The sequence below is a fragment of the Escherichia sp. B1147 genome (genome assembly GCF_001660175.1).
In the GTDB taxonomy this organism is placed as follows: domain Bacteria; phylum Pseudomonadota; class Gammaproteobacteria; order Enterobacterales; family Enterobacteriaceae; genus Escherichia; species Escherichia whittamii.
The window spans coordinates 83,714-108,685 of record NZ_LFHY01000004.1 but is presented as its reverse complement, the minus strand read 5'-3'; the positions used below and the strand labels follow the sequence as shown (position 1 = coordinate 108,685).

Genomic DNA, 24,972 nt, shown 5'->3' with positions numbered 1-24,972 from the left:
TTATGAATCCAACACGTTATGCACGCATCTGCGAAATGCTCGCCAGGCGGCAGCCTGATCTGACCGTCTGCATGGAGCAGGTCCACAAACCCCATAACGTTTCTGCGATCATTCGTACTGCAGATGCCGTTGGCGTACATGAAGTTCATGCTGTCTGGCCTGGCAGCCGGATGCGTACTATGGCTTCGGCAGCTGCAGGTAGCAACAGCTGGGTACAGGTGAAGACACACCGTACCATTGGCGATGCCGTCGCCCATCTGAAAGGCCAGGGCATGCAGATTCTGGCGACCCATCTTTCTGATAACGCTGTCGATTTCCGCGAAATTGATTACACCCGCCCGACCTGTATTTTGATGGGTCAGGAGAAAACGGGTATCACTCAGGAAGCGCTAGCCCTGGCGGATCGGGACATCATCATTCCGATGATCGGCATGGTACAGTCACTGAACGTCTCTGTTGCTTCCGCTCTCATTCTCTACGAAGCCCAGCGTCAGCGGCAAAACGCAGGCATGTACCTGCGTGAAAACAGCATGTTACCGGAAGCAGAGCAACAACGTCTGCTGTTTGAAGGCGGCTATCCAGTACTGGCGAAAGTCGCGAAGCGCAAAGGTCTGCCCTACCCCCAAGTCAATCAGCAAGGTGAGATTGAAGCTGATGCCGACTGGTGGGCCACTATGCAGGCCGCAGGGTAAGCGCCATGAAAGGTCGCCTGTTAGATGCTGTCCCGCTCAGTTCCCTAACGGGCGTGGGCGCAGCGCAAAGTAACAAACTGGCGAAAATTAACCTGCATACCGTGCAGGACTTGTTATTACACCTTCCCCTGCGCTACGAAGATCGTACCCATCTTTACCCCATCGGTGAGTTGCTGCCAGGCGTTTATGCCACGGTAGAAGGCGAAGTGCTGAACTGCAATATCTCCTTCGGCGGTCGGCGAATGATGACCTGCCAGATTAGCGACGGTTCCGGCATTCTCACTATGCGCTTTTTCAACTTCAGCGCGGCGATGAAAAATAGCCTGGCGACGGGACGACGTGTACTGGCCTACGGCGAAGCAAAGCGCGGTAAATATGGTGCGGAGATGATCCACCCGGAATACCGCGTGCAGGGCGATCTCAGTACGCCAGAGTTGCAGGAAACGCTCACGCCGGTTTACCCAACGACAGAAGGCGTTAAACAGGCAACGCTGCGTAAATTAACCGACCAGGCACTGGATCTGCTCGACACCTGCGCCATTGAAGAGTTATTACCGCCAGAGTTATCAAAAGGAATGATGACGTTACCGGAAGCTTTGCGCACTCTGCATCGCCCGCCGCCGACGCTGCAACTTAGCGATCTGGAAACCGGGCAGCATCCGGCGCAACGTCGTCTGATTCTGGAAGAACTGCTGGCGCACAACCTCAGCATGTTAGCGTTACGCGCCGGAGCGCAACGTTTTCATGCCCAGCCACTGAGCGCTAATGACGCGCTGAAAAATAAACTCCTCGCCGCCTTACCGTTCAAGCCAACGGGCGCACAGGCACGCGTAGTGGCGGAGATCGAGCGCGATATGGCGCTGGATGTGCCGATGATGCGTCTGGTGCAAGGTGATGTAGGTTCCGGTAAAACGCTGGTTGCTGCCCTCGCCGCGCTGCGTGCGATTGCTCATGGGAAACAGGTGGCGCTGATGGCACCAACCGAGTTGCTCGCCGAACAGCATGCCAATAACTTTCGCAACTGGTTTGAGCCGCTGGGTATTGAAGTGGGCTGGCTGGCTGGCAAGCAGAAAGGTAAAGCGCGACTGGCACAGCAAGAAGCCATCGCCAGCGGTCAGGTGCAGATGATTGTCGGCACTCATGCCATCTTCCAGGAACAGGTACAGTTTAACGGTCTGGCGCTGGTGATCATCGACGAACAGCACCGTTTCGGTGTGCATCAGCGTCTGGCATTGTGGGAAAAAGGTCAGCAGCAAGGTTTCCATCCTCATCAGTTGATCATGACCGCCACGCCAATCCCCCGCACTCTGGCGATGACCGCGTATGCCGATCTCGATACCTCGGTGATTGATGAGCTACCGCCTGGCCGTACACCAGTGACTACCGTTGCTATCCCGGATACACGCCGCAACGACATTATTGATCGCGTGCGCCACGCCTGCATGACTGAAGGTCGTCAGGCGTACTGGGTTTGTACGTTGATTGAAGAATCAGAGTTACTGGAAGCGCAGGCAGCTGAAGCCACGTGGGAAGAGTTGAAGCTGGCGTTGCCGGAACTGAACGTCGGCCTGGTACACGGGCGGATGAAACCTGCCGAGAAACAGGCGGTGATGGCGTCGTTTAAACAAGGCGAGCTGCACCTGCTGGTTGCCACTACCGTCATTGAAGTCGGCGTCGATGTACCCAACGCCAGTCTGATGATTATCGAAAACCCGGAGCGTCTGGGTCTGGCGCAGTTGCACCAGTTGCGCGGACGCGTAGGTCGTGGCGCGGTGGCTTCTCACTGTGTTCTGCTCTACAAAACGCCTCTCTCTAAAACGGCACAAATTCGCCTGCAAGTGCTGCGCGACAGCAGCGACGGATTTGTAATTGCACAGAAAGATTTGGAGATTCGCGGTCCTGGTGAACTGTTAGGTACGCGTCAGACGGGTAATGCCGAATTTAAAGTGGCGGATTTACTGCGTGATCAGGCCATGATCCCGGAAGTTCAGCGCCTGGCGCGGCATATTCACGAACGTTATCCACAGCAGGCAAAAGCCCTGATAGAACGCTGGATGCCGGAGACGGAACGCTACTCCAACGCATAAAAGGCGGTAGTGAGAAGGCCGCCGTTTCAGGTTGCTGGCGAAGTGCCGGATGCGGCGCAAACGCCTTATCCGGCCTACGAGATCAATGCAAATTCAATAAATTGCGGCTCATCCGGTAGGCCTGATAAGCGAAGCGCATCAGGCATTTGTCTTTGTTGCGGCGGCACTTACACCGCCGCTTCATCGGTTACCCCGCGAAAATCGGCAACATCAAATACAGCTTGATCACCAGGGCGTTAACGATATCGATAAAGAATGCACCGACCATCGGCACCACCAGGAAGGCCATGTGCGACGGGCCAAAGCGTTCGGTGATCGCCTGCATGTTGGCGATTGCCGTGGGCGTTGCACCAAGGCCAAAACCACAGTGACCCGCAGCAAGCACCGCCGCATCGTAGTTTTTGCCCATCATGCGCCAGGTGACGAAGATGGCGTACAACGCCATGAAGATGGTCTGTACAACAAGAATCGCCAGCATCGGCAGCGCCAGCGAAGCCAGTTCCCACAGCTTCAGGCCCATCAGCGCCATCGCCAGGAACAACGACAGACTCACGTTACCCAGCACCGATACCGCACGCTCAAAGACGCGGTAAAAGCCCATCATGGACAAACCGTTGCTCAGAATCACGCCCACAAACAGCACGCAAACGAAGGTTGGCAATTCAAAAGCTGTGCCAGCCAAAAGTTGCGCAACAATTTTCCCCACCGTCAGACAGATAGCAATCAGCGCGATGGTTTCAATCAGTACCAGTGAGGTGATCATGCGACCCACATCTGGCTTTTCGAATGCCGTCGGGACTTCCTGGTCATCCGGAATACCGTTCGGCGTGGTGGAGTGTTTCACCAGATAGCGCGCCACCGGGCCGCCAATCAAGCCGCCCAGCACCAGGCCAAACGTCGCACAGGCCATCGCCACTTCCGTCGCGTTGGTGAAGCCATAACGTTCAATGAACAATTTGCTCCACGCAGCTCCCGTACCGTGTCCGCCAGAAAGCGTAATAGAACCGGCCAGCAGCCCCATCAGCGGATCAAGCCCTAACAGGCTAGCCATCCCAATGCCGATGGCATTTTGCATCACCAACAGGCCAACAACCACAATGAGGAAAATCCCCACCACACGCCCACCGGCACGCAGGCTGGCAATATTGGCATTCAGACCAATGGTTGCGAAGAATGCCAGCATCAACGGATCGCGCAGGGACATATCAAAGTTGACTTCCCAGCCCATGGTTTTTTTCAGCACCAGCAGCGCCAGCGCCACCAGCAACCCTCCGGCAACCGGTTCAGGTATGGTGTATTTCTTCAGAAAGGAGACGGAATGGACCAACTTGCGCCCAAGCAGCAACGTCAGCGTTGCTGCAACAAGCGTTGCTAAAGTATCGAGATGAAACATAGTTACTCCTTTGTGTCCGCACCACTCTTTCACACTCGTCATACTTCATCGCACATGTGCAGTAGGGCGAAATATGACGAGTATCGAGTCATGCTATCCCGGTTCGAATTCTCAGCTGAAAATAAAAAAATGGCATGGATTTTAAGCAGAAAACAACCAAAAGTTATATAAAAAAGTGCATTTATCGCATTTAAATATTTAGAAGAATGCATGGCAAACGTTTGCTTTTACCTTTCGGTCAGCTAAAATGCCCGCTTTGTCACCACGGGATTGTTTTCGATGTCTGTTTCCACCTTCGAGTCAGAAAATGCGCAACCGGTTGCGCAGACTCAAAACAGCGAACTGATTTATCGTCTTGAAGATCGTCCGCCGCTTGCTCAAACGCTGTTTGCCGCCTGTCAGCATCTGCTGGCGATGTTTGTCGCGGTTATCACCCCTGCGCTTCTCATCTGCCAGGCGCTGGGGTTACCGGCACAGGACACGCAACACATTATTAGTATGTCGCTGTTTGCCTCCGGTGTGGCATCGATTATTCAAATTAAAGCCTGGGGGCCGGTAGGTTCCGGGTTGTTGTCGATTCAGGGTACCAGTTTCAACTTCGTTGCCCCGCTGATTATGGGCGGCACGGCGCTGAAGACCGGCGGTGCTGATGTTCCCACCATGATGGCGGCGCTGTTCGGTACGCTGATGTTGGCAAGTTGCACGGAGATGGTGATCTCCCGTGTTCTGCATCTGGCGCGCCGCATTATTACGCCGCTGGTTTCTGGCGTTGTGGTGATGATTATCGGCCTGTCGCTGATTCAGGTTGGGTTAACATCCATTGGCGGCGGCTATGCGGCCATGAGCGACAACACATTTGGCGCCCCGAAAAACCTGCTACTGGCGGGCGTGGTCTTAGCCTTAATCATCCTGCTTAACCGTCAACGTAACCCTTACTTACGCGTGGCCTCGCTGGTAATTGCGATGGCGGCCGGATACGCGCTGGCGTGGTTTATGGGCATGTTGCCAGAAAGCAACGAGCCGATGACGCAAGAACTGATTATGGTACCAACGCCGCTCTATTACGGTCTTGGTATTGAATGGAGCCTGCTGCTGCCGCTGATGCTGGTCTTTATGATCACCTCGCTGGAAACCATTGGCGATATCACCGCGACCTCTGACGTTTCCGAACAGCCAGTTTCCGGCCCGCTGTACATGAAACGTCTGAAAGGCGGCGTGCTGGCAAACGGCCTGAACTCGTTTGTCTCGGCAGTATTTAACACCTTCCCGAACTCCTGTTTCGGACAAAACAATGGTGTGATCCAGTTAACCGGTGTTGCCAGCCGTTATGTCGGTTTTGTGGTGGCACTGATGTTGATCGTGCTGGGTCTGTTCCCGGCAGTGAGTGGTTTTGTGCAACACATCCCTGAGCCCGTTCTGGGCGGCGCTACGCTGGTGATGTTTGGCACCATCGCCGCATCCGGTGTGCGCATCGTTTCCCGCGAGCCGCTGAACCGTCGGGCAATTCTGATTATTGCGCTGTCGCTGGCCGTCGGTCTGGGCGTTTCTCAGCAGCCGCTGATTTTGCAATTTGCCCCTGACTGGCTGAAAAACCTGCTCTCTTCAGGCATTGCCGCTGGCGGTATTACTGCCATTGTGCTGAACCTGATTTTCCCGCCGGAAAAACCGTAATTCACTTAGCGGCGGTAAGTTTCTTTACCGCCGCAGCGACCCTCTTTCACCATTCCCGCCTTGAGGAATGCGCGTAAATCGTGCATAACTCCCTTATGTGTATTTCGCGGGATGGAAGACTATGAAATTTATTGGGAAGCTGCTTCTCTACATTTTCGTCGCGCTACTCGTAGTGATAACTGGCCTCTATTTTCTTCTGCAAACCCGTTGGGGTGCGGAGCATATCAGCGCATGGATTTCCGAAAATAGCGACTACCATTTGGCCTTCAGGGCAATAGATCACCGCTTTTCCGCGCCATCTCATATCATACTGGAGGACGTCACGTTTGGTCGTGATGGACAGCCTGCAACCCTGGTGGCAAAAAGTGTTGATATCGCCTTGAGTAGTCGGCAACTGACCGAACCGCGCCATGTCGATTCCATTTTGCTGGAAAACGGGACGCTGAATCTCACTGACCAGACCGCGCCGCTACCGTTCAAAGCCGATCGCCTGCAACTGCGCGATATGGCATTTAATAGCCCAAATAGCGAGTGGAAGTTGAGTGCACAGAGGATAAATGGCGGCGTCATTCCGTGGTCGCCAGAAGCCGGTAAAGTGTTGGGAACGAAAGCGCAGATTAAATTCAGTGCTGGCTCCCTGTCGCTCAATGATGTTCCTGCCACCAATGTGTTGGTTGAAGGCAGTATTGATAACGATCGCGTTACGCTGACCAATCTGGGCGCCGATATTGCGCGCGGTACATTAACCGGAAATGCGCAGCGTAACGCCGACGGTAGCTGGCAGGTGGAAAACCTGCGCATGGCGGATATCCGTCTGCAAAGCGAAAAATCGCTGACTGATTTCTTTGCGCCATTGCGCTCTGTGCCTTCGTTACAGATTGGTCGCCTGGAAGTGATAGATGCTCGCCTGCAAGGCCCGGACTGGGCGGTGACCGATCTCGATCTCAGCTTGCGCAACATGACCTTCAGTAAAGATGACTGGCAGACACAGGAAGGCAAGCTGTCGATGAACGCCAGCGAGTTTATTTATGGTTCGCTGCATTTGTTTGACCCGATTATGAACGCAGAATTTTCCCCGCAGGGCGTGGCGCTGCGCCAGTTTACCAGCCGTTGGGAAGGTGGCATGGTGAGAACGTCAGGAAACTGGCAACGCGACGGGAAAACGCTAATCCTCGATGATGCGGCAATTGTCGGGCTGGAATATACCCTACCCAAAAACTGGCAACAGTTATGGATGGAAACGACACCAGGCTGGTTAAACAGTCTGCAACTGAAGAGATTTAGCGCCAGCCGCAACCTGATCATTGATATCGATCCGAACTTCCCGTGGCAGCTCACCGCGCTCGATGGCTATGGCACGAATCTGACGCTGGTAGCCGATCATAAGTGGGGCGTCTGGAGCGGCACGGCGAATCTGAATGCCGCCGCCGCGACGTTCAATCGTGTTGATGTTCGCCGTCCGTCGCTGGCGCTGGCCGCTAACAGCAGCACGGTGAATATCAGCGAACTTAGCGCGTTTACTGAGAAAGGTATTCTGGAAGCCACTGCCAGCGTTTCACAAACGCCGCAGCGCCAGACTCATATCAGCCTGAACGGACGCGGTGTGCCGGTAAATATTCTGCAACAGTGGGGATGGCCAGAACTACCGATTACTGGCGATGGCAATATTCAGCTCACCGCCAACGGCAATATTCAGGCCGATGCACCGCTAAAACCCACGGTTAACGGGCAACTCCATGCCGTGAACGCCGAAAAACAGCAAGTGACCCAGACCATGAATGCTGGCGTCGTTTCCAGCGGTGAAGTCACATCAACAGAACCTGAGCAGTAAAAATCAATCTCTCCGGGTACGACATAGCCGTACCCGGCATTTCTTCAATAGATTACAACGTAATTGTCAGCAAGTTAGCCGCTGGCGTCACCACTACACCTGACTCACTTTCAGCCTGCGAACCGCCTTGCAGCCCGTTTACTTTCGCAATATTGCGCAAGCACAGCGTCCAGTTATTCGCTTCTCCCGCGCCTGTCACGGTAATCATGTTGCCAGTACGCGCCGCTTTCAGGGTGAAAAGAACAGAGCCATCAGCGGCCGGCACTTCACAGACGGCTTCACGCCCGTCTTGCAGATTAAAGAGCTGGAAAGCCGTGCCGTCATGCCATGCGTAGTCGGGACGTTGAACGTTGTTGCCCAGCGCCAGTAAGGTATTATCACGCACGTAAACCGGCAAACTCATAAAATTGTGCTGCTGTTTATGCCAGCGATTACCGTCGATTTCATCGTTGTGCCACAGGTGCGTCCAGCGACCTTCCGGCAGATAAAACTGTACCTCGCCCGCTTCAGAGAACACCGGCGCGACCATCACGCTGTCGCCCAACATATACTGACGGTCAAGGTAATCACAAGCCGGATCGTCCGGGAACTCCATCACCATTGCGCGCATCATCGGCGTACCCAGCGCGTTAGCGCGAGCGGCTTCGCGATACAGATACGGCATCATACGGCATTTCAGCTGCGTAAAGTGGCGCACAACATCGCAGGATTCATCATCATAGGCCCAAGGCACTCGGTAGGATTTGCTGCCATGCAGACGACTATGGCTGGAGAGCAAGCCAAATGCGCACCAGCGTTTGTAAACGTGTGCCGGTGCAGTATTTTCAAAGCCGCCTATATCATGACTCCAGAAGCCAAAACCGGAAAGGCCAATAGATAAACCACCGCGCAGACTTTCCGCCATCGATTCATAATTGGCGTAGCAGTCGCCGCCCCAGTGCACCGGAAATTGCTGCCCGCCGACAGAAGCGGAACGGGCAAACAGTACGGCCTCTTCCTCGCCGACGGTGTCTTTCAACACGTTCCATACCAGTTCGTTGTAGATGTAAGCATAATGGTTATGCATTTTCTGCGGATCGGAACCATCGAACCACTGAACATCAGTCGGAATACGTTCGCCAAAGTCAGTCTTGAAGCAATCAACGCCCATCGCGACCAGACCTTTCAGTTTATCGGCGTACCATTTACAGGCATCCGGATTGGTAAAGTCATAAATCGCCAGACCTGGCTGCCATTTATCCCACTGCCATAGCGAACCGTCCGGGCGTTTGAGTAAATAGCCTTTCTCTTGTAACTCTTTAAAGACGGGTGATTTTTGCCCGATATAGGGGTTAATCCAGACGCAGATTTTCAGCCCTTTCGCTTTCAGGCGGCGGATCATCCCTTCCGGGTCCGGGAAGGTCATCGGATCCCACTCAAAATCGCACCACTGGAAGGCTTTCATCCAGAAACAGTCGAAGTGGAAAACATGCAGCGGCAAATTGCGCTCTGCCATACCGTCGATAAAGCTATTTACCGTGGCTTCGTCGTAGTTGGTGGTAAATGAGGTCGTCAACCACAGACCGAAGGACCATGCGGGCGGCAGCGCCGGACGCCCTGTAAAATGGGTATAGCGATCAAGTACCGCTTTCGGCGTCGGACCGTCGATAACAAAATATTCGAGATATTCACTCTCAACGCTGAACTGCACTTTGGAGACTTTCTCCGATCCCACTTCAAAAGAGACGCATTGGGGATGATTGACCAGCACGCCGTAACCACGATTAGTGATATAGAACGGGATGTTTTTGTATGCCTGTTCGGTGCTGGTGCCGCCGTCGCGGTTCCAGGTTTCTACCGTCTGCCCGTTACGCACCAGCGCGGTGAAACGTTCCCCCAGACCGTAAACAGTTTCACCGACACCGAGATCCAGTCGCTCAAACATGTAGTTACGATGGGTGTTGGTATCCTGCACATAGCCGCTGTTTTTCAACTGGCTACCCGTGATACGCACGCCGTTGCGCAAAAAATCGAGCGACCAGAATTCCCCTTTGGTCACACGAACGCTCAAATTTCCGCTCTTCAGCTCGGCATATTCACTGGTGTTTTGCATCTCCACCGGAACGTCATGCAACACATTAAGCGGGTAATGCGGGCCGTTATCCAGCGCTCCCTGAAAATGCTCAATTCTTACACCAACTATGCCTTCCTGCGGCGAGAAAAAGCGCAGCGTAAACAGTGGAGTATCCAGCTGCCAGGTACGTTCGCGCACATCACGCGGCGCGGCGTAAACCACCATCTCATTTTCCAGTTGCTCAACATCAAAAACCTGGATGGGGTGAATCAAATTAAGACCAGGTTGAATGAGCCAGTTTCCATCGCTGATTTTCATAATTCGTTCCTTTCGCTCTGAAAGTTTTGTTACTTCAGGCATGACAAGAGAAGAAAACACCAGTCAGGCAGCCCGATACCCAGATTTGCTTTGTAAACCATCCGAAAGAGTGGGGATATTGCTATTTTTTGTTATCAACTTACGTTTCTTGTTTTCTGTGATCGTGGTAACACCAAAATGTAACTTATGGATTTGCTGAAGGTTTCTGTGAAGGGGATCATGGCAAGACGAAACGAAGCGGAAAAAAGTGTGATGGGGGATGTGATAAGGCGAGGAACTAGCTATAATGCGCCCCGCCTCCATGTAGCAATCGAGGCGCGGAAGATCGTCGTCTCCGGTGAGGCGGCTGGACTTCAAATCCAGTTGGGGCCGCCAGCGGTCCCGGGCAGGTTCGACTCCTGTGATCTTCCGCCAAAATGCCTCTTCTGATGTTCACCAATCCCTTGTTATACGATTAAAGCCAGACATTTTCTTCTGTTCATGATTCAATCTGCTTTACCGGAGTTGTTCTTAATATTTATTACAACGGAAGCGACATGTCAGACAAACGCTTAACCCAGTCCCCCACAGGCGAATTTAACAAATTAACAGCAGGCAGGAGAGATCGTCCCCGGCATTGATCATATCAATCGCTTTATCCATACGCTGATTGATAACTGGCGAATGCAAGGTTTTCTCGGCAAGGCTCGCCACTATCTTCAGCACCATTGCCTCATCTGGAGTGACTTCCAGCGATATCACACTCAACAAATGCTTTGTGTAGAAATAGTCGAGGATTAAACGGTAAACCTGGCGCATGGCCGTTGAGAAATCAGCCTCCGGAAAATGGCTGTGGTAAATTTTGTAGGTCAGTAAATTGCGCAATACATGCGGGGCGCTGAGGATAGAATCCTGGCAAAGCTGCTGCCATTGCTTGTCCAGAACTGCAAACTTGTCGACCAGAGCTTGCTTATCTGTGCTGGCTGTAATGTTTAAATATGCCGCCATCTTCCGATGCGCCCCTGCGATAATGTTATCCCTGCTGCTTTCATTCGCGATAAGTGCCCCCAATGCCGACAGCGCGCGCACCTTCAATCCAACCGACTCCGTTGACGTTGAGCAATGAATCAAACTTATACCTGCTGCCAGCTCGCCTAATAGCTCCTGATGGTACTGTTCAGCCTGCGCAAAATGGCGATGCAGATCGAACTCAATGCGCTGCAGGTAAACCATAAACTGAGCCAGCGCCATCAAGTTCTCTTCTACGTTCAACGATGGCGCCTGCAGGAGGTGCCAGGCAAAGAGATGCACTATCTGGTGGTTCTGATTAACCGGCTGCTGCCGGGCGATGAGATTATTTTTCGCCTTCGCCAACAGCTCATCTTGTTCATGCACTAACATGCTGTCGGCATCGAACAATACCAGCCGGGCTACTTCTGGACATGAAAGCGTCATCGAATAACGAGTCGTATCCGCGTAGTGTTTTTTACAACGTGGATAAGTAGAACAGGTAGCTGAAAGCGCTTTGTCTCCCAGCTCGCGATGGACCAGGCAGAGTTTATTTTCATCGAGAAACGGACACTGCCCTTGCGCGTCCAGCTTAATTCTCGAATATCTTTGTTTACCTTTTCGCACCAGCATCAAATTCTCTTTCGCCAGCCTGGAGATTTCCGGATGGAGTGCGTTGAGGTAATCATGATGAGTTTTCTTGTCGATGTCTATTTTCCATCCCTGACAGCAGGAAATCAGGCAGTTAGGGCCGACGCAGGCAAACTTCTTCACAAACTCGGGGGTTATTACTTTATGGATTCGCATAACATTCTTCGCGTTTAAAAAGCGAACAGTAGCACGCTGTCAGAACAAAATGATAACGTCATAACCTGACGATTTAACAAGTATTTCACGCGTTTCATAAATGCTCGCCCCATCAAATGACTGGTTAACCGGAAGGGGTCATTCTCACCATTTTTGCTATCATGCCTGCATACATAAACGACAAAACAGTATGCAGAGGGAAAAATGGGGTCCACCAGAAAGGGGATGATGAACGTTCTGATTGCCGCCGTATTATGGGGAAGTTCGGGCGTTTGCGCGCAATACATCATGGAACAAAGTCAGATGTCATCGCAGTTTCTGACTATGACGCGACTGATATTTGCCGGATTTATTCTGCTGACGCTCTCTTTTGTCCACGGCGATAAAGTCTTCTCGATTATTAAGAATCATAAAGATGCCATCAGCCTGCTTATTTTTTCCATTGTTGGCGCTCTGACCGTCCAGCTGACTTTCTTACTGACGATTGAAAAATCTAATGCAGCTACAGCAACGGTGCTGCAATTTTTATCTCCAACGATTATCGTGGCCTGGTTCTCACTGGTACGAAAATCGCGCCCCGGTATTCTGGTATTTACCGCGATTTTGACCTCCCTTATAGGCACCTTTTTGCTGGTCACCCACGGTAATCCAACATCGTTGTCAATCTCTCCTGCTGCGCTGTTCTGGGGAGTTGCTTCAGCCTTTGCTGCCGCATTCTATACGACATACCCGTCAACGCTCATTGCCCGTTACGGCACGCTGCCAGTCGTCGGCTGGAGTATGCTCATTGGTGGGCTAGTTCTGCTGCCCTTTTATGCCGGGCAAGGAACAAATTTCGTGGTTAATGGCAGCCTGATTCTGGCGTTTTTCTATCTGGTGGTAATTGGAACTTCGCTAACCTTTAGTCTGTATCTGAAAGGTGCACAGTTAATTGGCGGGCCGAAAGCCAGTATTTTGAGTTGTGCAGAACCATTAAGTAGCGCGCTGCTCTCTTTGCTGCTGCTGGGGATCACCTTCACATTACCTGACTGGCTGGGAACGCTGCTGATTCTGTCATCGGTGATTTTGATTTCAATGGATTCACGCCGCCGCGCCAGAAAAATGTAATCGTCCGGCGCGGCACGGTTGATCATTACCAGCCTGGCACCGCGCCACCGTTAAAGAGGGTTTCTGCCGCTTTAGCAACTTCTGGTGACTGATAAGATTGCAGAAACTCCTTCACGTTTTCTGCATCCTTATTATCTTCCCGCGCCACCAGAATGTTCACATACGGTGAATTTTTATCTTCAATAAATACGCTATCGTGCACCGGAGAAAGTCCTGTTTGCTGGATGTAAGTGGTGCTGATAATCGCTACATCCACTTTCGGGTCGTCCAGTACACGTGGCAACTGAGCCCCTTCCAGCTCCATTATCTGCAAATGGCGTGGATTCTCAGTAATATCCAACGCCGTTGGCAGTAAACCTTTCCCCTCTTTTAAGGTAATAAGTTTCTCTTTTTGTAGCAGTAACAGCGCACGACCCAGATTGGTCGGATCATTCGGGATCGCGACTGTCGCTCCTTCTTTTAGCTGATCGACTGTTTTAATTTTTTTCGAATAGCCAGCCATGGGAAAGACAAAGGTATTTCCCACTGCCACCAGTTTGTAACCGTGCGCCTGATTATCCTGTTCAAGGAAAGGACGATGCTGGAAGACATTGGCATCCAGTTCACCCTGATTGGTTGCATCGTTTGGCAACAACGAACCACTAAATCCAACCAATTCAACTTCAAGGCCATACTTCTCTTTGGCCACTTTTTTAGCGACTTCTGCCACATCCTGTTCGGCACCGTTAATGACGCCAACTTTAATGTGTTTTGCATCGCTGTTTTGCTGGTCGCAGCCTGCCAGCAGGATCCCCGCCAGAAATAATGCTGCCCCTGTCCGTATATGATGTGTTGTCAGTTTCATTTTTTATCCTTTTATTAATGATTACCTGACTATAGCGGTAAGGTCGCTGCGGTTTAAAAAACGAAACGCTATCGATAAGAATAAAAAGGAATAAAAGTGGAATATAAGGTCTGGCACTTCTTACTGACCGCGCAAGCGCGTTTCGTACAGCATGATGAGAGCGATGAAAGCAAACTACACTTATGCTTCATTCGATACACATTTGTAAAAGGTTGAATCCATGAAACCAACGACACTACTGCTTATTTTCACTTTTTTCGCTATGCCTGGCATCGTATACGCCGAGTCGCCTTTTAGCTCACTGCAGTCCGCAAAAGAGAAAAATACGGTATTAGAGGATTTGCGAAAGATTTGTACCCCGAAGGCATCGTTGTCAGATGAAGCGTGGGAAAAACTAATGTTGTCGGATGAAAACAATAAACAACACATCCGCGAAGCCATCGTGGCGATGGAGCGTAATAATCAGAGCAATTATTGGGAAGCGTTGGGTAAGGTAGAATGCCCGGATATGTAAGAGCGGCAACGACCACTGACCAACGCTTCTTTGCCTGATATCAGGATTTCTTCATTTTCACCTTTGCAGTAACCAACAATGCAGTCAGCAACATCAATGTGCCGGACAATATCAGCGGCGAAGTCAGGCCAATGTTATCCAATGCATAACCGCCGATTGCCGCGCCGCAAGTATTGGCAAGCTGAATAACGGCCACCTGAATAGACCCAGCCTTTTCTGCCTGATCAGCTAATGAGCGAGTGATCCACGTTGACCAGCCAACGGGAATTAAAGCAAAGGTCAGCCCCCAGATAATCGCCACACCGGTAGCAACAATTTTATCGCTTCCCCACAGCGTCAGTACCAGCGCGCTCAGGGCGAGCACAAACGGTGCGCCCGCTAAGGCCAGTTTCACCGAACGTTTGAGAATGAACGACGAAAGCGACGTACCGACAAAGCTGGCGATACCAAAACTCAACAGCACCAGCGTTAAGCCATCAACGCCGAATCCCGCCAGATTCATATACACCGGGCGAATATAAGTGAAAAAAGCAAACTGCCCGGCGAAGGACATAAAGATGGCGATCATCCCGGCTATCACCCCCGGACGCTGCAACAAGCGAAAGGTATTTTGTTTCTGATGTGACGGTTCGCCAGGCAGCGAAGGCAATGATTTGATAATCCAGATAATACACAGTACGCCCATCACCGCCGCCGCATTAAAGACATTGCGCCAACCGATAAGCTCGCCTAAAAAACTGCCCAGTGGTGCGGCAATTACCAGCGCAATGGACACCGCGCCGAAGATCACCGACAGCGCCTTCGGCACCGTACGAGGCGGTACCAGGCGCATGGTGAGCGATGCCGACATCGCCCAGAACCCGCCCAGCGCCAGCCCCAGACAGGCGCGACCAATTAACAACAGACTGAATGAGTTGGCAAAGGAAACCAGCAAGCAGGAGAGCGTCAGCAAAACGGCGAACAGAATGACAACGTAGCGGCGGTCGGTGGCCTGAATGGTCTGGGTAATAAACAAACTGGCAAACATCGCCACAAAAGCGGTAACGGTCACCGATTGCCCGGCAACTCCTTCCGAAATGCCTAAATCCTGCGCCATCGGCGTTAACAAACTGACGGGCAAAAACTCAACGATAATCAGGCAGGCGACGCAAAACGCCACCGAGAAAACGGCTGACCAGTTCGGTCGGGTAATGGCGTCCGCGCCGCGGTTTTCTTCGATATATTCACTCATGGTGTTACCCGTGGCATGTTTCAGGGGAAAAGCCGACCAGTTTAACATTGAAATGTGTGATGCATTTAACGTTTTTGCAACTTTTACGATGTTGCATGGCATGGGGGTAAGATCGAAGCAAAGATTGCCGGATATGGCGTGAACGCCTTATTTGCCCTACAGGTTAGACGTGGGTATGTAGGCATGATAAGACGCGCCAGCGTTGCATCAAGCAAAGCGGTTTTAATGCAACCAGTAAACGCCCTCAGCAGGCTGAAAGAACGCGTTGTAGCGCATCTGGAATGCATTAATCTCCTGCATTTCAGGCTCTATTTCTCGCAGAAAACCCAGCGCCAGCCTGACCTGTGCGTCAGTAATGGGGGCGGCGAGGCGGGCTTTTTGCAAGATCCGATGCCACTGTTGCAGGTTCTGTTCGCTGCCATCGACAATGACAACCTGCCAGATAAGCAACACCTGCGCGGCGTTTTGCAGGTGCGACTCATCAGGGCGATGCAGGTAACGTAAAAATTCGTCACCGGCTGACTTTCCCATTTGATCGACCATCGACTCAACGGGTACAACATCAATATTCAGCCGATCGCTGAGGCGGCGAATCGCTTTTCTGGCCCCGGATGTCAGCACCCGAAAACCAATAACAAATACCACCGCCAGCGTAGCGAGCATTATCCAGATCATGAGTTCTCCTGCGTAACCGGCACTCATGATATCTGGAAACGCTTATCAGATACTAATCCACCAGGATGATTTTCAGCGCAAACAATGCCGCTACAACCACCACGCACAGATTCAGATCGCGCCAGCGACCAGTACACACTTTCATGATGCAGTACGACATAAAGCCGAGTGCAATCCCTTCGGTGATCGAGAAAGTAAAGGGCATCATCACCGTAGTGATAAATGCGGGTACCGATTCGGTAAAATCATCCCAGTTAACGCGCGCCAGGCTTGATGTCATCAATACACCAACGAAGATTAAGGCCCCGGCGGTAGCGTAAGGCGGAACCATCGCCACCAGCGGTGAGAAGAACATAACCAGCAGGAACATAACGCCAACAACAACCGCAGTCAGCCCCGTGCGACCACCGACCGCCACGCCAGAAGTACTTTCAATATAGGCGGTAACAGAGGAAGTTCCGATAAACGCGCCAGCTACCGAACTCACGCTATCAACATATAGCGCCTTATTCATGTTAGGGAATTTACCGTTACTATCTATTAAGCCAGCTTTATCAGTTACACCAATTAATGTCCCTGATGAATCAAATAGGTTGATCAGCATAAAGGAGAAAATGATACCGGCAAGATCAAGCGATAACGCCCCGCTCAAATCAACTTCGCCAATAACACCGCTAATATCAGGTGGAATAGAATAGATTCCGCTGAAATGAACATCTCCGAAAAATAATCCACAGCAGGAAGTGACGATGATGGAAACCAATACCGCTGCATGAAAATTACGTGATGACAACACGGTTATAATAAAAAAACCTAAAATACCTAACAACACGCCGTGAGAACTTAAATCACCAATCATCACCAGCGTGTCTTTATTGGCGACAATAACACCGGTATTTTTTAATCCCATTAAGGCAATAAATAGCCCGATACCACTGGTGATACCAATACGTAAACTTAACGGAATGTTGGAGATCATCCAGTAACGAATACGAAAAAGTGTCAGCAAAAATAGTCCAATTGCGCCCCAGAAAATAGCGCCCATTCCCGTCTGCCAGGAGATACCCATCGCCCCCACCACCACGAAGGCGAAAAACGCATTAAGCCCCATCGCAGGCGCCAGCGCGACGGGAAGATTAGCAAAAACGCCCATCGCTATACTGCCAATGCCCGCAATCAAACAGGTAGTAACAAACACCACCTTCGGGTCCATTTGCGCTGCACCAAGAATTTGTGGGTTAACAAAAACGATGTACACCATGGTTAAAAAAGTGGTCATCCCCGCAATCAATTCTGTGCGAACGGTTGTCCCGTGTTGCGGTAGTTTAAATAATCGCGAAAGCGTCCCTGATTCATTACTCACGTAATCGGTATTGTCATTATTCATTTTTTTGTCCATTGGAGGAGATTTAATCCCTTGCTTTTGTAAAACAAATGACAACAACGGTTCAGTGATAATTATCACATTTCAATTGCACATTAATGGATATTCTTTAATAATCTCGCGACGTTTCTTTATGATAAATAATAATCAAATTGATAAAATCAAAATGAGAAAGAATATGAACGATTCTATTAGCCATAAATTTCATCACATTAGTCGGGTAGAATACCAGGAATTGTTAGCCGTTTCCCGTGGCGAAGCCACGGCCGATTATATTATTGATAATGTCTCTATTCTGGATCTGATCAATGGCGGAGAAATTCCCGGCCCAATCGTGATTAAAGGACGTTACATTGCTGGTGTCGGCGCAGAATACGCCGACGCTCCGGCTTCGCACCGAATTGATGCCCACGGTGCAACAGCAGTACCGGGATTTATTGATGCACACCTGCATATTGAATCCAGCATGATGACCCCAGTCACCTTTGAAACCGCCACCCTGCCGCGCGGCCTGACGACTGTTATTTGCGACCCTCATGAAATCGTCAACGTGATGGGCGAAGCCGGGTTGGCCTGGTTTGCCCGCTGTGCCGAACAGGCAAGGCAAAACCAATATTTGCAGGTCAGCTCTTGCGTACCCGCCCTGGAAGGCTGCGATGTTAACGGTGCCAGTTTTACCCTCGAACAGATGCTCGCCTGGCGCGACCATCCGCAGGTTACCGGCCTTGCCGAAATGATGGACTACCCTGGCGTAATTAGCGGACAAAATGCGCTACTCGATAAACTGGACGCCTTTCGCCATCTGACACTGGATGGTCACTGCCCCGGTTTGGGCGGTAAAGAACTTAACGCCTATATTGCCGCGGGCATTGAAAACTGCCACGAAAGTTATCAGCTGGAAGAAGGACGCCGGAAATTACAACTCGGCATGTCGTTGATGATCCGCGAAGGGTCCGCTGCCCGCAATCTCAACGCGCTGGCACCGTTGATAACCGAATTTAACAGCCCGCAATGCATGCTTTGTACTGATGACCGTAATCCGTGGGAAATCGCTCACGAAGGGCATATCGACGCCTTAATCCGCCGCCTGATTGAACAACATCATGTGCCGCTACATGTGGCATATCGCGTAGCCAGCTGGTCGACGGCGCGCCATTTTGGTCTGAATCATCTCGGTTTACTGGCTCCTGGCAAGCAGGCCGACATTGTCCTGTTAAGTGACGCGCGTAAGGTCACTGTGCAACAGGTACTAGTGAAAGGCGAACCGATTGACGCACAAACCTTGCAAGCAGAAGAGTCGGCGAGACTGGCGCAATCCGCCCCGCCATATGGCAATACCATTGATCGCCAGCCAGTTTCCGCCAGCGACTTTGCCCTGCAACTTACCCCCGGCAAACGCTATCGCGTCATTGACGTCATCCATAACGAATTGATTACGCACTCCCGCTCCAGCGTCTACAGCGAAAACGGTTTTGATCGCGATGATGTGTGTTTTATTGCCGTACTTGAGCGTTACGGACAACGACTGGCTCCGGCCTGTGGTTTGCTCGGCGGCTTTGGCCTGAATGAAGGCGCGCTGGCGGCTACAGTCAGCCATGACAGCCATAATATTGTGGTGATCGGTCGTAGCGCAGAAGAGATGGCTCTGGCGGTGAATCAGGTGATTCAGGACGGTGGTGGACTGTGCGTAGTACGTAATGGTCAGGTTCAAAGTCATCTGCCGTTGCCCATTGCCGGGTTAATGAGCACCGACACGGCGCAGTCGCTGGCAGAGCAAATTGACGCGTTGAAAGTCGCCGCCCGCGAATGTGGTCCGTTACCGGATGAACCATTTATTCAGATGGCATTTCTTTCCCTGCCGGTGATCCCCGCGTTGAAACTGACCAGCCAGGGGCTGTTTGATGGCGATAAGTTTGCCTTCACCACGCTGGAACTTGCTGAATAATAAAAAAAAGCCCGGCGTCATGCCGGGCAAAAGTCACCAGTTACGTTTATGCCACTGTCAACTGCTGAATTTTTTTCTCACGGCGGATTTTTCGTTCTTCCATCACCGCGACTATCGCCATCAGGCAGATACAGCCAATAGCGGCAATATCCAGCGCGGCGAAGGTTCCTGCCCAGCCGGTGAGGCCAAACACTGGCGTACCATCGGCAATCATTCCCAGACCTAATTTGGCAAAGCTGTCACCAATCAGGTAAGCGAAAGTGCCTTTAATCCCATCGGCAGCGCCGATCGCTTTTTTTGGTACGAAGCCAACAGCCGCCACGCCAATCAACAGTTGCGGACCAAATACCAGGAAACCTAATGCAAAGAGAGAAGCCAAATAGATATATTGGTTGCTGGCGTGTTGATACACACCAAGCGTGGCGATAATCAGCGCCAGTGCAATACACGCCACCAGGCCACGGCGCCCATTCGCCAGGTCAGAGAGCCAGCCCCACAGCAGGGTACCGACCAGAGCACCTGCTTCAAACAGCGTAAAGCCCTGAATCGCCACCGCTTTAGAGAGTTTCAACTCCTGAAAAGCGTACACGGTTGACCACTGGTCGATACCAATACGCACCACGTACAGGAAGATGTTGGCGAAGCACAGCAGCCAGATCACTTTGTTTTTCAAAACATATTCGACAAAGATCTGCCACTTGCTCATATCGGTGGATTCCGTCTCTTTGTCCTCTTCGCTGATCTCTTCGCCGAACAGTTCTTCAGCTTTACCAAGACCATACGCTTCAGGGGAGTCGCTGCCGTAACGCAGACCGATAAAACCGACAATCAGCGCGATAATCGACGGGAAGATAAACATGCCGATCACGTGACCGTCGAACAGGTAATTTGCGCCGAACAGCGCCACACCCGCCGCACCCGCGCCGCCGAGGTTGTGGGAAATGTTCCAGAAACCGAGGAACGTCCCGCGCTTACGACGCGGCGTCCATTTGGTAATAGTGGAGTAACTGCATGAACCGCCGGTACTCTGGAAAAAGCCGCTTAAGGCGTAGAAGGCAATCATCAGGAACAGGCTAACCGATCCGCTACCCATACTGGCGCTGAAGCCCAGCATACAAATGGCGGAGAGGATCAGCATGAACGGCAGGAACTGTTTGGTGTTTTTGCCGTCGGCGTAGTAGGAAACCAGCGTTTTACCCACGCCGTAAGTAATGGAGAAGCCCAGGCCAATCATCCCCAGCTGCGTCATGCTCAACCCGTAGGTGGAGATCATGTCGTTCTGCGCAATATTAAAGTTCTTGCGAATCAGATACATCGTCAGGTAGCCAATAAAAACCACCAGGTACGATTGCATGAACGGTTTGAACCACATTTTGCGCCGCACTTCGAGCGGAAGGTCCAGGGTCGGCTTGCGGACCTGGTTTAAGAAAGCCAGCATGGGTTACTCCTGATTTCCCTTCATACTTCAGGCCGCAGGTGCCTTAACTGCACGCATTCCTGCAACTTGAATTATTTTGGGAAAGAATTAACGAATGATGGCATTGTAAAAACCAGCAGCAAATCAGGCTTGAGATAGCGTCCAGGCAAAACCAGGAAAATTTCTTAGTTTTGCCGGATATGAGGTAGAAAAGTGAGATGCATCACGCTTCGCGCGGTGCCTGGGCGTTCAAAAAGGGCAGTAACAACAGTGCCGAAACCCCGGCAGCAATGGCGATAACCACGAAAAAACCACTCCAGTGCCAGGTATCCAGCACTTTCGCCAGCGGCCAACCGGCAAGCGACGCTCCCAGATAAGCAAACAAGCCAACAAACCCCGTCGCCGCACCTGCCGCTTCTTTGTGAGAACACTCTGCTGCTGCCATACCAATTAACATCTGCGGACCAAAAACAAAAAAACCAATAGTGAAAAAGCAGGTCGCCTGCATTACGTAGCTGGCAAATGGCATCAACCACAGCGAGCCGACGGAAAGCAAAATCCCCGCAGCAAAAATCAAATTCATCGGCCCACGGTTGCCGTTAAACAGTTTGTCCGAGCCCCAACCTGCAACCAGCGCACCGATAAATCCGCCCAATTCAAACATCGTCACCGCCGTATTCGCCGTGACCAGATCGACACCCAGCGTCTCGGACATATACAGGTTGCCCCAGTCATTGATCGCCGCGCGAACCACATAGACCAGCACATAACAAAACGAAAGCAGCCAGATATACGGATTCAACAACACATATTTGGTGAGGATCTCTTTACGCGTCAGCCCTGCCCCTTCCTGTTGCTGGGCGATTTCCAGCGCATCGTGCCGCCATTCTCCGACCGCCGGTAAACCTAACGCCTGTGGGCGATCGCGCAGCCGCCAGCAGAGAAAAACCCCCACCATAATGGCTAAACTTCCGGCAATCATCATCCCGATACGCCAGCTGTAATGCAGCGCGACTGCCGCCATCACAATGGGAATCAACGCGCCACCAACGTTGTGCGCCGTGTTCCATAACGCCCACCAACCGCCGCGCTCGGTACGTGAATACCAGGCGGTTAACAAACGCGCACAAACCGGCGAACCCCAGCCCTGGAAAAAGGCGTTCAGCACCCACAGCACGGCAAACGCCCATAGCGACGTCGAGAAACCAAACAGAATGTTGATAATGCCCGTGGCGATAAGCCCAATCCCCATAAAATAACGGGCATTCGAGCGGTCACTGACAATGCCGGAGACAAATTTCGATACGCCGTAGGTAATGTAAAACAGCGTTGCTAACAGGCCGATATCGCTACGGCTGAGTACGCCGTTGGCGAGGATTTCCGGCACGGCGGCATTAAAACTTTTACGGGTGAAGTAAAACAGCGCATAGCCCAGCCAGATGGTCAGCAAAATATGCCGACGCCAGTAGCGGTAGCGGGCATCAATTTCACTTTTATCGCTGATCAGCGGTGCGTCGGCAGGCGCTTTCAGAAAAGGCAACATCATCAAGCCTTAGACATAACGTTGAGGTAGAGAGACACTGACACGCGTACCGTGCAGGCAGGAGATGGTCAAGGTGCCGCCCAGCGCGGTTACGCGTTCGCGCATTCCGGTGAGGCCAAAACCTTGCTGCCCGGAACCTGGCGGCAGACCGCTACCATCGTCTTCAATCACTAGCATTAAACGCTCATCCTGCTGCCAGCCTTGCAGCGTGACCGCACTGGCATCGGCATGTTTCACAATGTTGTTCAGCCCCTCCTGACAGATACGAAACAGGGTTACGCGCTGGTTTTCACTTAATGCTGATTCATCGATCCGCCATTCGAGATGACTGACAATGCCGCGCCCTTCCAGCTCCATTTCCCGCATCAATGAACGGATGGCCTGCTCCAGGGTCAGATCATCCAACTGGCGTGGACGTAACCGCCCTAACAAGCGGCGCACCGCGTCGTAAACGCCAAGCGACAGTTGTTCGATTAGCTGTCCGCTCTGTTTCACACTGGCGTTATCCGCCGCCAGCCGCTGGACAATACCTGCCTGAGTACGAATGGCGGTGATGGTCTGGCCGATATCGTCGTGCAGTTCACGCGCTACGTCGCGACGCACACTCTCTTCGGTTTCAAGCAACCGCTCGGCAAGATGTTGATTACGCGCCAGTTCCTTCTGCAGCGACTGGTTAAGCTCACGCAACCGCTGGATGCCCGCGCCCAGTAACAGGCCTGTGAGGCTTTGCACCAGCAGCGAAAGCAATAAATCGACCGGATGATCGCGCCAGGTCTGACTGGCGATCAGCGCGATGGCGTTCATCAGCGTCGCAATCAGCGCCCCTTGCCAGCCATAGTGCCAGGCCAGGGCGATAATCGGCAGCGCCAGGCAAAACGGAGTAAAGCGCGAGAGTTCGTTCGGCAGCCCCAGTTGCAACCACAGGCTGATAACAAACAACAGCAAATACCAGACCAGATGCCGCCCACGCCAGTTGATCGGCTGGGAAACCAGCGATGGCCCCAGCGGCAGCCAGGTGTTATTCGCCAGATAGTGCCAGAACACCAGGCAAATGGGGGCCAGCGTCAGACCGCCGGTTAAGGTCATCAGCAGGGCGTTCCAGGGCTCGTTTCCGTACCCATGCCAAAGCCAGGGTGACGACTGTAATAATGCCGCCGCCGTCAGTGCCGCCCCCTGTAACAGCAACGTACGCCAGTCGCGCTGGTGGCGATAACGGGAAATCAACGCCACAGGCAGTAACGTCAGTAAACTACCGATCATCAATAACGGATAATGCGTTAACCCAACCGCCTGCGTCAGCCAGTAAATCAGCAGCCATTCTGCGCCCATCAGCACCAGCCAGTATCTGCGCGGGCATTGCAACATCAGCCCCAGTCGCAGACCAAACGGAAACAGCAATACCGCCAGATCCGGTCGTTCAACCAGGTGCAGGCTGATACTCCACAGGCAAAACCATGCGGCAGAGAAAATAAAAAAGCAGGAAATTACAGTATTTAAGCGGGAGAACAATCTCTTCATCACCAGCCATCAAACATGCAGCGCGCCAGTTCAACGTCGTTGCTGACGCCCAGTTTTTCCATCAGATTGGCACGATGTACATGCACCGTTTTCGGCGACAAACCCAGTTCGGCGGCAATCTCTTTCACCGCCATCCCTTGCGCCAGTTTTTCCGCCACCTGGCGTTCGCGTTTGGTTAGCGGGTCCTGACGACCCGATGCCAGTTTAATAGCGATATCCGGGGTCAGATAACAGCCGCCAGTTGCAACCGTATGCACGGCCGCGATCAGCTCGTCCGGACTACAGCGTTTAGAGAGAAAACCGCGCGCCCCCGCGTTAAGCGCCTGTTCAACCAGCGCCGGACTATCGTGAACGGAGAGCATAATTGTCGCCATACCTTTCGGTAGCTGGCTTAACAGCTCCAGCCCAGAAATATCCGGCATTGAGATATCGCAAATACACACCTGCACACCACGCCCAGGCAAGCCAGTCAGCGCCTCACGCCCGGAACCAAACTCGGCAACTACCTGCAAATCAGGTTCCAGCCCCAGCAGCTGCGCAAAGCCGGAGCGGACGATAAGGTGATCGTCTATAAGGGCAACGGTTATCATGGTCTTGTCCTGGCGGGTAAAAAAAACGCGCTTACCTTAACGATAAGCGCGCCGCTGTTCAAGCCTTGAGCGGTTACTGAAAGAACACAGCAATCTTGTTAAACATGGTCGGGTCGGACTGGTTACGCTGCACTTTCACCACATCCTCCAGTTTGTCTATCTGGCTTATCATTTGTTCCAGTCGCTGATCGTCATTGACCAGTAGCCAGATGTGGCTTTTATCACTGTCCTGAATCGGTAGACAAAGAATGCCTTCGACGTTAAAAGCACGGCGGGCAAAAAGCCCACAAACGTGGGTCATTACACCGGGATGGTTGCGAACGGTGAGTTCCAGAATCACGTTGTCATGAGTTGTGTTTTGCATG

18 protein-coding genes, 1 tRNA gene and 1 pseudogene are annotated in these 24,972 nt (G+C 52.1%); 8 read left to right on the top strand and 12 right to left on the bottom strand.

Features of this window, described 5'->3' with window-relative positions:
• Positions 1-2: 2 nt before the first annotated feature.
• Both trmH and recG read left to right on the top strand, forming a co-directional pair.
• Complete coding sequence (gene trmH / locus A9180_RS02975; RefSeq protein WP_064526042.1) at positions 3-692, top strand: tRNA (guanosine(18)-2'-O)-methyltransferase TrmH; 690 nt, start codon at positions 3-5, stop codon at positions 690-692.
• A gap of 5 nt (positions 693-697) precedes the next feature.
• Positions 698-2,779, top strand: a complete 2,082-nt coding sequence (gene recG, locus A9180_RS02970; RefSeq protein ID WP_064526040.1) for an ATP-dependent DNA helicase RecG — start codon at positions 698-700, stop codon at positions 2,777-2,779.
• Between the two features lie 187 nt (positions 2,780-2,966).
• Here the strand turns inward: recG and gltS are convergent, their stop codons facing one another.
• Complete coding sequence (gene gltS, locus A9180_RS02965; RefSeq protein ID WP_064526038.1) at positions 2,967-4,172, bottom strand: sodium/glutamate symporter; 1,206 nt, start codon at positions 4,170-4,172, stop codon at positions 2,967-2,969.
• A 279-nt stretch (positions 4,173-4,451) separates the two neighbouring features.
• Between gltS and xanP the strand changes: the two genes are divergently transcribed.
• Both xanP and A9180_RS02955 read left to right on the top strand, forming a co-directional pair.
• Complete coding sequence (xanP, locus tag A9180_RS02960) at positions 4,452-5,843, top strand: xanthine/proton symporter XanP (RefSeq protein WP_064526036.1); 1,392 nt, start codon at positions 4,452-4,454, stop codon at positions 5,841-5,843.
• A gap of 121 nt (positions 5,844-5,964) precedes the next feature.
• On the top strand, positions 5,965-7,674 hold the full coding sequence (locus A9180_RS02955; RefSeq protein WP_064526034.1) for an AsmA family protein: 1,710 nt from the start codon (positions 5,965-5,967) through the stop codon (positions 7,672-7,674).
• Positions 7,675-7,726: 52 nt separating this feature from the next.
• Here the strand turns inward: A9180_RS02955 and yicI are convergent, their stop codons facing one another.
• Positions 7,727-10,045: an alpha-xylosidase gene (gene yicI / locus A9180_RS02950; RefSeq protein ID WP_064526032.1), complete on the bottom strand. Its 2,319-nt coding sequence runs from the start codon at positions 10,043-10,045 to the stop codon at positions 7,727-7,729.
• Positions 10,046-10,364: 319 nt separating this feature from the next.
• Between yicI and A9180_RS02945 the strand changes: the two genes are divergently transcribed.
• Positions 10,365-10,459: transfer RNA gene (locus tag A9180_RS02945), tRNA-Sec, on the top strand.
• Between the two features lie 162 nt (positions 10,460-10,621).
• Here A9180_RS02945 and fliB read toward each other — a convergent pair.
• A complete protein-coding gene (fliB, locus tag A9180_RS02940; protein ID WP_064526031.1) occupies positions 10,622-11,839 on the bottom strand; it encodes a flagellin lysine-N-methylase in 1,218 nt (405 codons plus the stop codon).
• Between the two features lie 204 nt (positions 11,840-12,043).
• Here fliB and A9180_RS02935 point away from each other — a divergent pair.
• Positions 12,044-12,968: pseudogene (locus A9180_RS02935) on the top strand (carboxylate/amino acid/amine transporter).
• A gap of 3 nt (positions 12,969-12,971) precedes the next feature.
• Here the strand turns inward: A9180_RS02935 and nlpA are convergent.
• Positions 12,972-13,790, bottom strand: coding sequence for a lipoprotein NlpA (gene nlpA / locus A9180_RS02930; protein WP_064526027.1), 819 nt, complete (start codon positions 13,788-13,790; stop codon positions 12,972-12,974).
• A 220-nt stretch (positions 13,791-14,010) separates the two neighbouring features.
• Here nlpA and yicS point away from each other — a divergent pair, with 220 nt between their 5' ends.
• Positions 14,011-14,304, top strand: coding sequence for a protein YicS (gene yicS, locus A9180_RS02920; protein ID WP_064526021.1), 294 nt, complete (start codon positions 14,011-14,013; stop codon positions 14,302-14,304).
• A 40-nt stretch (positions 14,305-14,344) separates the two neighbouring features.
• On the opposite strand, the gene nepI is transcribed toward yicS, so the two are convergent.
• The 3 genes from nepI to adeQ all read right to left on the bottom strand — a co-directional run bounded on the left by nepI (position 14,345) and on the right by adeQ (position 17,597).
• Positions 14,345-15,535: a purine ribonucleoside efflux pump NepI gene (gene nepI, locus A9180_RS02915; RefSeq protein WP_064526108.1), complete on the bottom strand. Its 1,191-nt coding sequence runs from the start codon at positions 15,533-15,535 to the stop codon at positions 14,345-14,347.
• A gap of 222 nt (positions 15,536-15,757) precedes the next feature.
• Entirely contained in the window at positions 15,758-16,210 is a 453-nt protein-coding gene (locus A9180_RS02910) for a DUF1198 domain-containing protein (protein ID WP_064526019.1), read from the bottom strand.
• Between the two features lie 52 nt (positions 16,211-16,262).
• Complete coding sequence (adeQ, locus tag A9180_RS02905) at positions 16,263-17,597, bottom strand: adenine permease AdeQ (protein ID WP_074399422.1); 1,335 nt, start codon at positions 17,595-17,597, stop codon at positions 16,263-16,265.
• A 175-nt stretch (positions 17,598-17,772) separates the two neighbouring features.
• Between adeQ and adeD the strand changes: the two genes are divergently transcribed.
• Positions 17,773-19,539: an adenine deaminase gene (adeD, locus tag A9180_RS02900; protein WP_064526106.1), complete on the top strand. Its 1,767-nt coding sequence runs from the start codon at positions 17,773-17,775 to the stop codon at positions 19,537-19,539.
• A gap of 46 nt (positions 19,540-19,585) precedes the next feature.
• On the opposite strand, the gene uhpT is transcribed toward adeD, so the two are convergent.
• The 5 genes from uhpT to ilvN form a co-directional block, all read right to left on the bottom strand.
• Positions 19,586-20,977: a hexose-6-phosphate:phosphate antiporter gene (gene uhpT / locus A9180_RS02895; protein ID WP_064526015.1), complete on the bottom strand. Its 1,392-nt coding sequence runs from the start codon at positions 20,975-20,977 to the stop codon at positions 19,586-19,588.
• Positions 20,978-21,179: 202 nt separating this feature from the next.
• On the bottom strand, positions 21,180-22,499 hold the full coding sequence (gene uhpC, locus A9180_RS02890) for an MFS transporter family glucose-6-phosphate receptor UhpC (protein WP_064526013.1): 1,320 nt from the start codon (positions 22,497-22,499) through the stop codon (positions 21,180-21,182).
• A gap of 9 nt (positions 22,500-22,508) precedes the next feature.
• The gene (gene uhpB / locus A9180_RS02885) at positions 22,509-24,017 is read right to left on the bottom strand and encodes a signal transduction histidine-protein kinase/phosphatase UhpB (protein WP_064526011.1); all 1,509 of its coding nucleotides are present in this window, start codon (positions 24,015-24,017) and stop codon (positions 22,509-22,511) included.
• Complete coding sequence (uhpA, locus tag A9180_RS02880) at positions 24,017-24,607, bottom strand: transcriptional regulator UhpA (protein ID WP_064526009.1); 591 nt, start codon at positions 24,605-24,607, stop codon at positions 24,017-24,019. Before uhpA ends, uhpB begins: the two co-directional genes overlap by 1 nt.
• Positions 24,608-24,680: 73 nt before the next feature.
• The gene (gene ilvN / locus A9180_RS02875) at positions 24,681-24,971 is read right to left on the bottom strand and encodes an acetolactate synthase small subunit (RefSeq protein WP_001181706.1); all 291 of its coding nucleotides are present in this window, start codon (positions 24,969-24,971) and stop codon (positions 24,681-24,683) included.
• Position 24,972 lies beyond the last annotated feature (1 nt).

What these genes read in the sequence shown, in the direction of transcription:
- trmH (WP_064526042.1), top strand. Translation starts at nt 3, where the DNA reads ATGAATCCAACACGTTATGCACGCATCTGCGAAATGCTCGCCAGGCGG.
- recG (WP_064526040.1), top strand. Translation starts at nt 698, where the DNA reads ATGAAAGGTCGCCTGTTAGATGCTGTCCCGCTCAGTTCCCTAACGGGC.
- gltS (WP_064526038.1), bottom strand. Translation starts at nt 4,172, where the DNA reads ATGTTTCATCTCGATACTTTAGCAACGCTTGTTGCAGCAACGCTGACG.
- xanP (WP_064526036.1), top strand. Translation starts at nt 4,452, where the DNA reads ATGTCTGTTTCCACCTTCGAGTCAGAAAATGCGCAACCGGTTGCGCAG.
- A9180_RS02955 (WP_064526034.1), top strand. Translation starts at nt 5,965, where the DNA reads ATGAAATTTATTGGGAAGCTGCTTCTCTACATTTTCGTCGCGCTACTC.
- yicI (WP_064526032.1), bottom strand. Translation starts at nt 10,045, where the DNA reads ATGAAAATCAGCGATGGAAACTGGCTCATTCAACCTGGTCTTAATTTG.
- fliB (WP_064526031.1), bottom strand. Translation starts at nt 11,839, where the DNA reads ATGCGAATCCATAAAGTAATAACCCCCGAGTTTGTGAAGAAGTTTGCC.
- nlpA (WP_064526027.1), bottom strand. Translation starts at nt 13,790, where the DNA reads ATGAAACTGACAACACATCATATACGGACAGGGGCAGCATTATTTCTG.
- yicS (WP_064526021.1), top strand. Translation starts at nt 14,011, where the DNA reads ATGAAACCAACGACACTACTGCTTATTTTCACTTTTTTCGCTATGCCT.
- nepI (WP_064526108.1), bottom strand. Translation starts at nt 15,535, where the DNA reads ATGAGTGAATATATCGAAGAAAACCGCGGCGCGGACGCCATTACCCGA.
- A9180_RS02910 (WP_064526019.1), bottom strand. Translation starts at nt 16,210, where the DNA reads ATGATCTGGATAATGCTCGCTACGCTGGCGGTGGTATTTGTTATTGGT.
- adeQ (WP_074399422.1), bottom strand. Translation starts at nt 17,597, where the DNA reads ATGAATAATGACAATACCGATTACGTGAGTAATGAATCAGGGACGCTT.
- adeD (WP_064526106.1), top strand. Translation starts at nt 17,773, where the DNA reads ATGAACGATTCTATTAGCCATAAATTTCATCACATTAGTCGGGTAGAA.
- uhpT (WP_064526015.1), bottom strand. Translation starts at nt 20,977, where the DNA reads ATGCTGGCTTTCTTAAACCAGGTCCGCAAGCCGACCCTGGACCTTCCG.
- uhpC (WP_064526013.1), bottom strand. Translation starts at nt 22,499, where the DNA reads ATGTTGCCTTTTCTGAAAGCGCCTGCCGACGCACCGCTGATCAGCGAT.
- uhpB (WP_064526011.1), bottom strand. Translation starts at nt 24,017, where the DNA reads ATGAAGAGATTGTTCTCCCGCTTAAATACTGTAATTTCCTGCTTTTTT.
- uhpA (WP_064526009.1), bottom strand. Translation starts at nt 24,607, where the DNA reads ATGATAACCGTTGCCCTTATAGACGATCACCTTATCGTCCGCTCCGGC.
- ilvN (WP_001181706.1), bottom strand. Translation starts at nt 24,971, where the DNA reads ATGCAAAACACAACTCATGACAACGTGATTCTGGAACTCACCGTTCGC.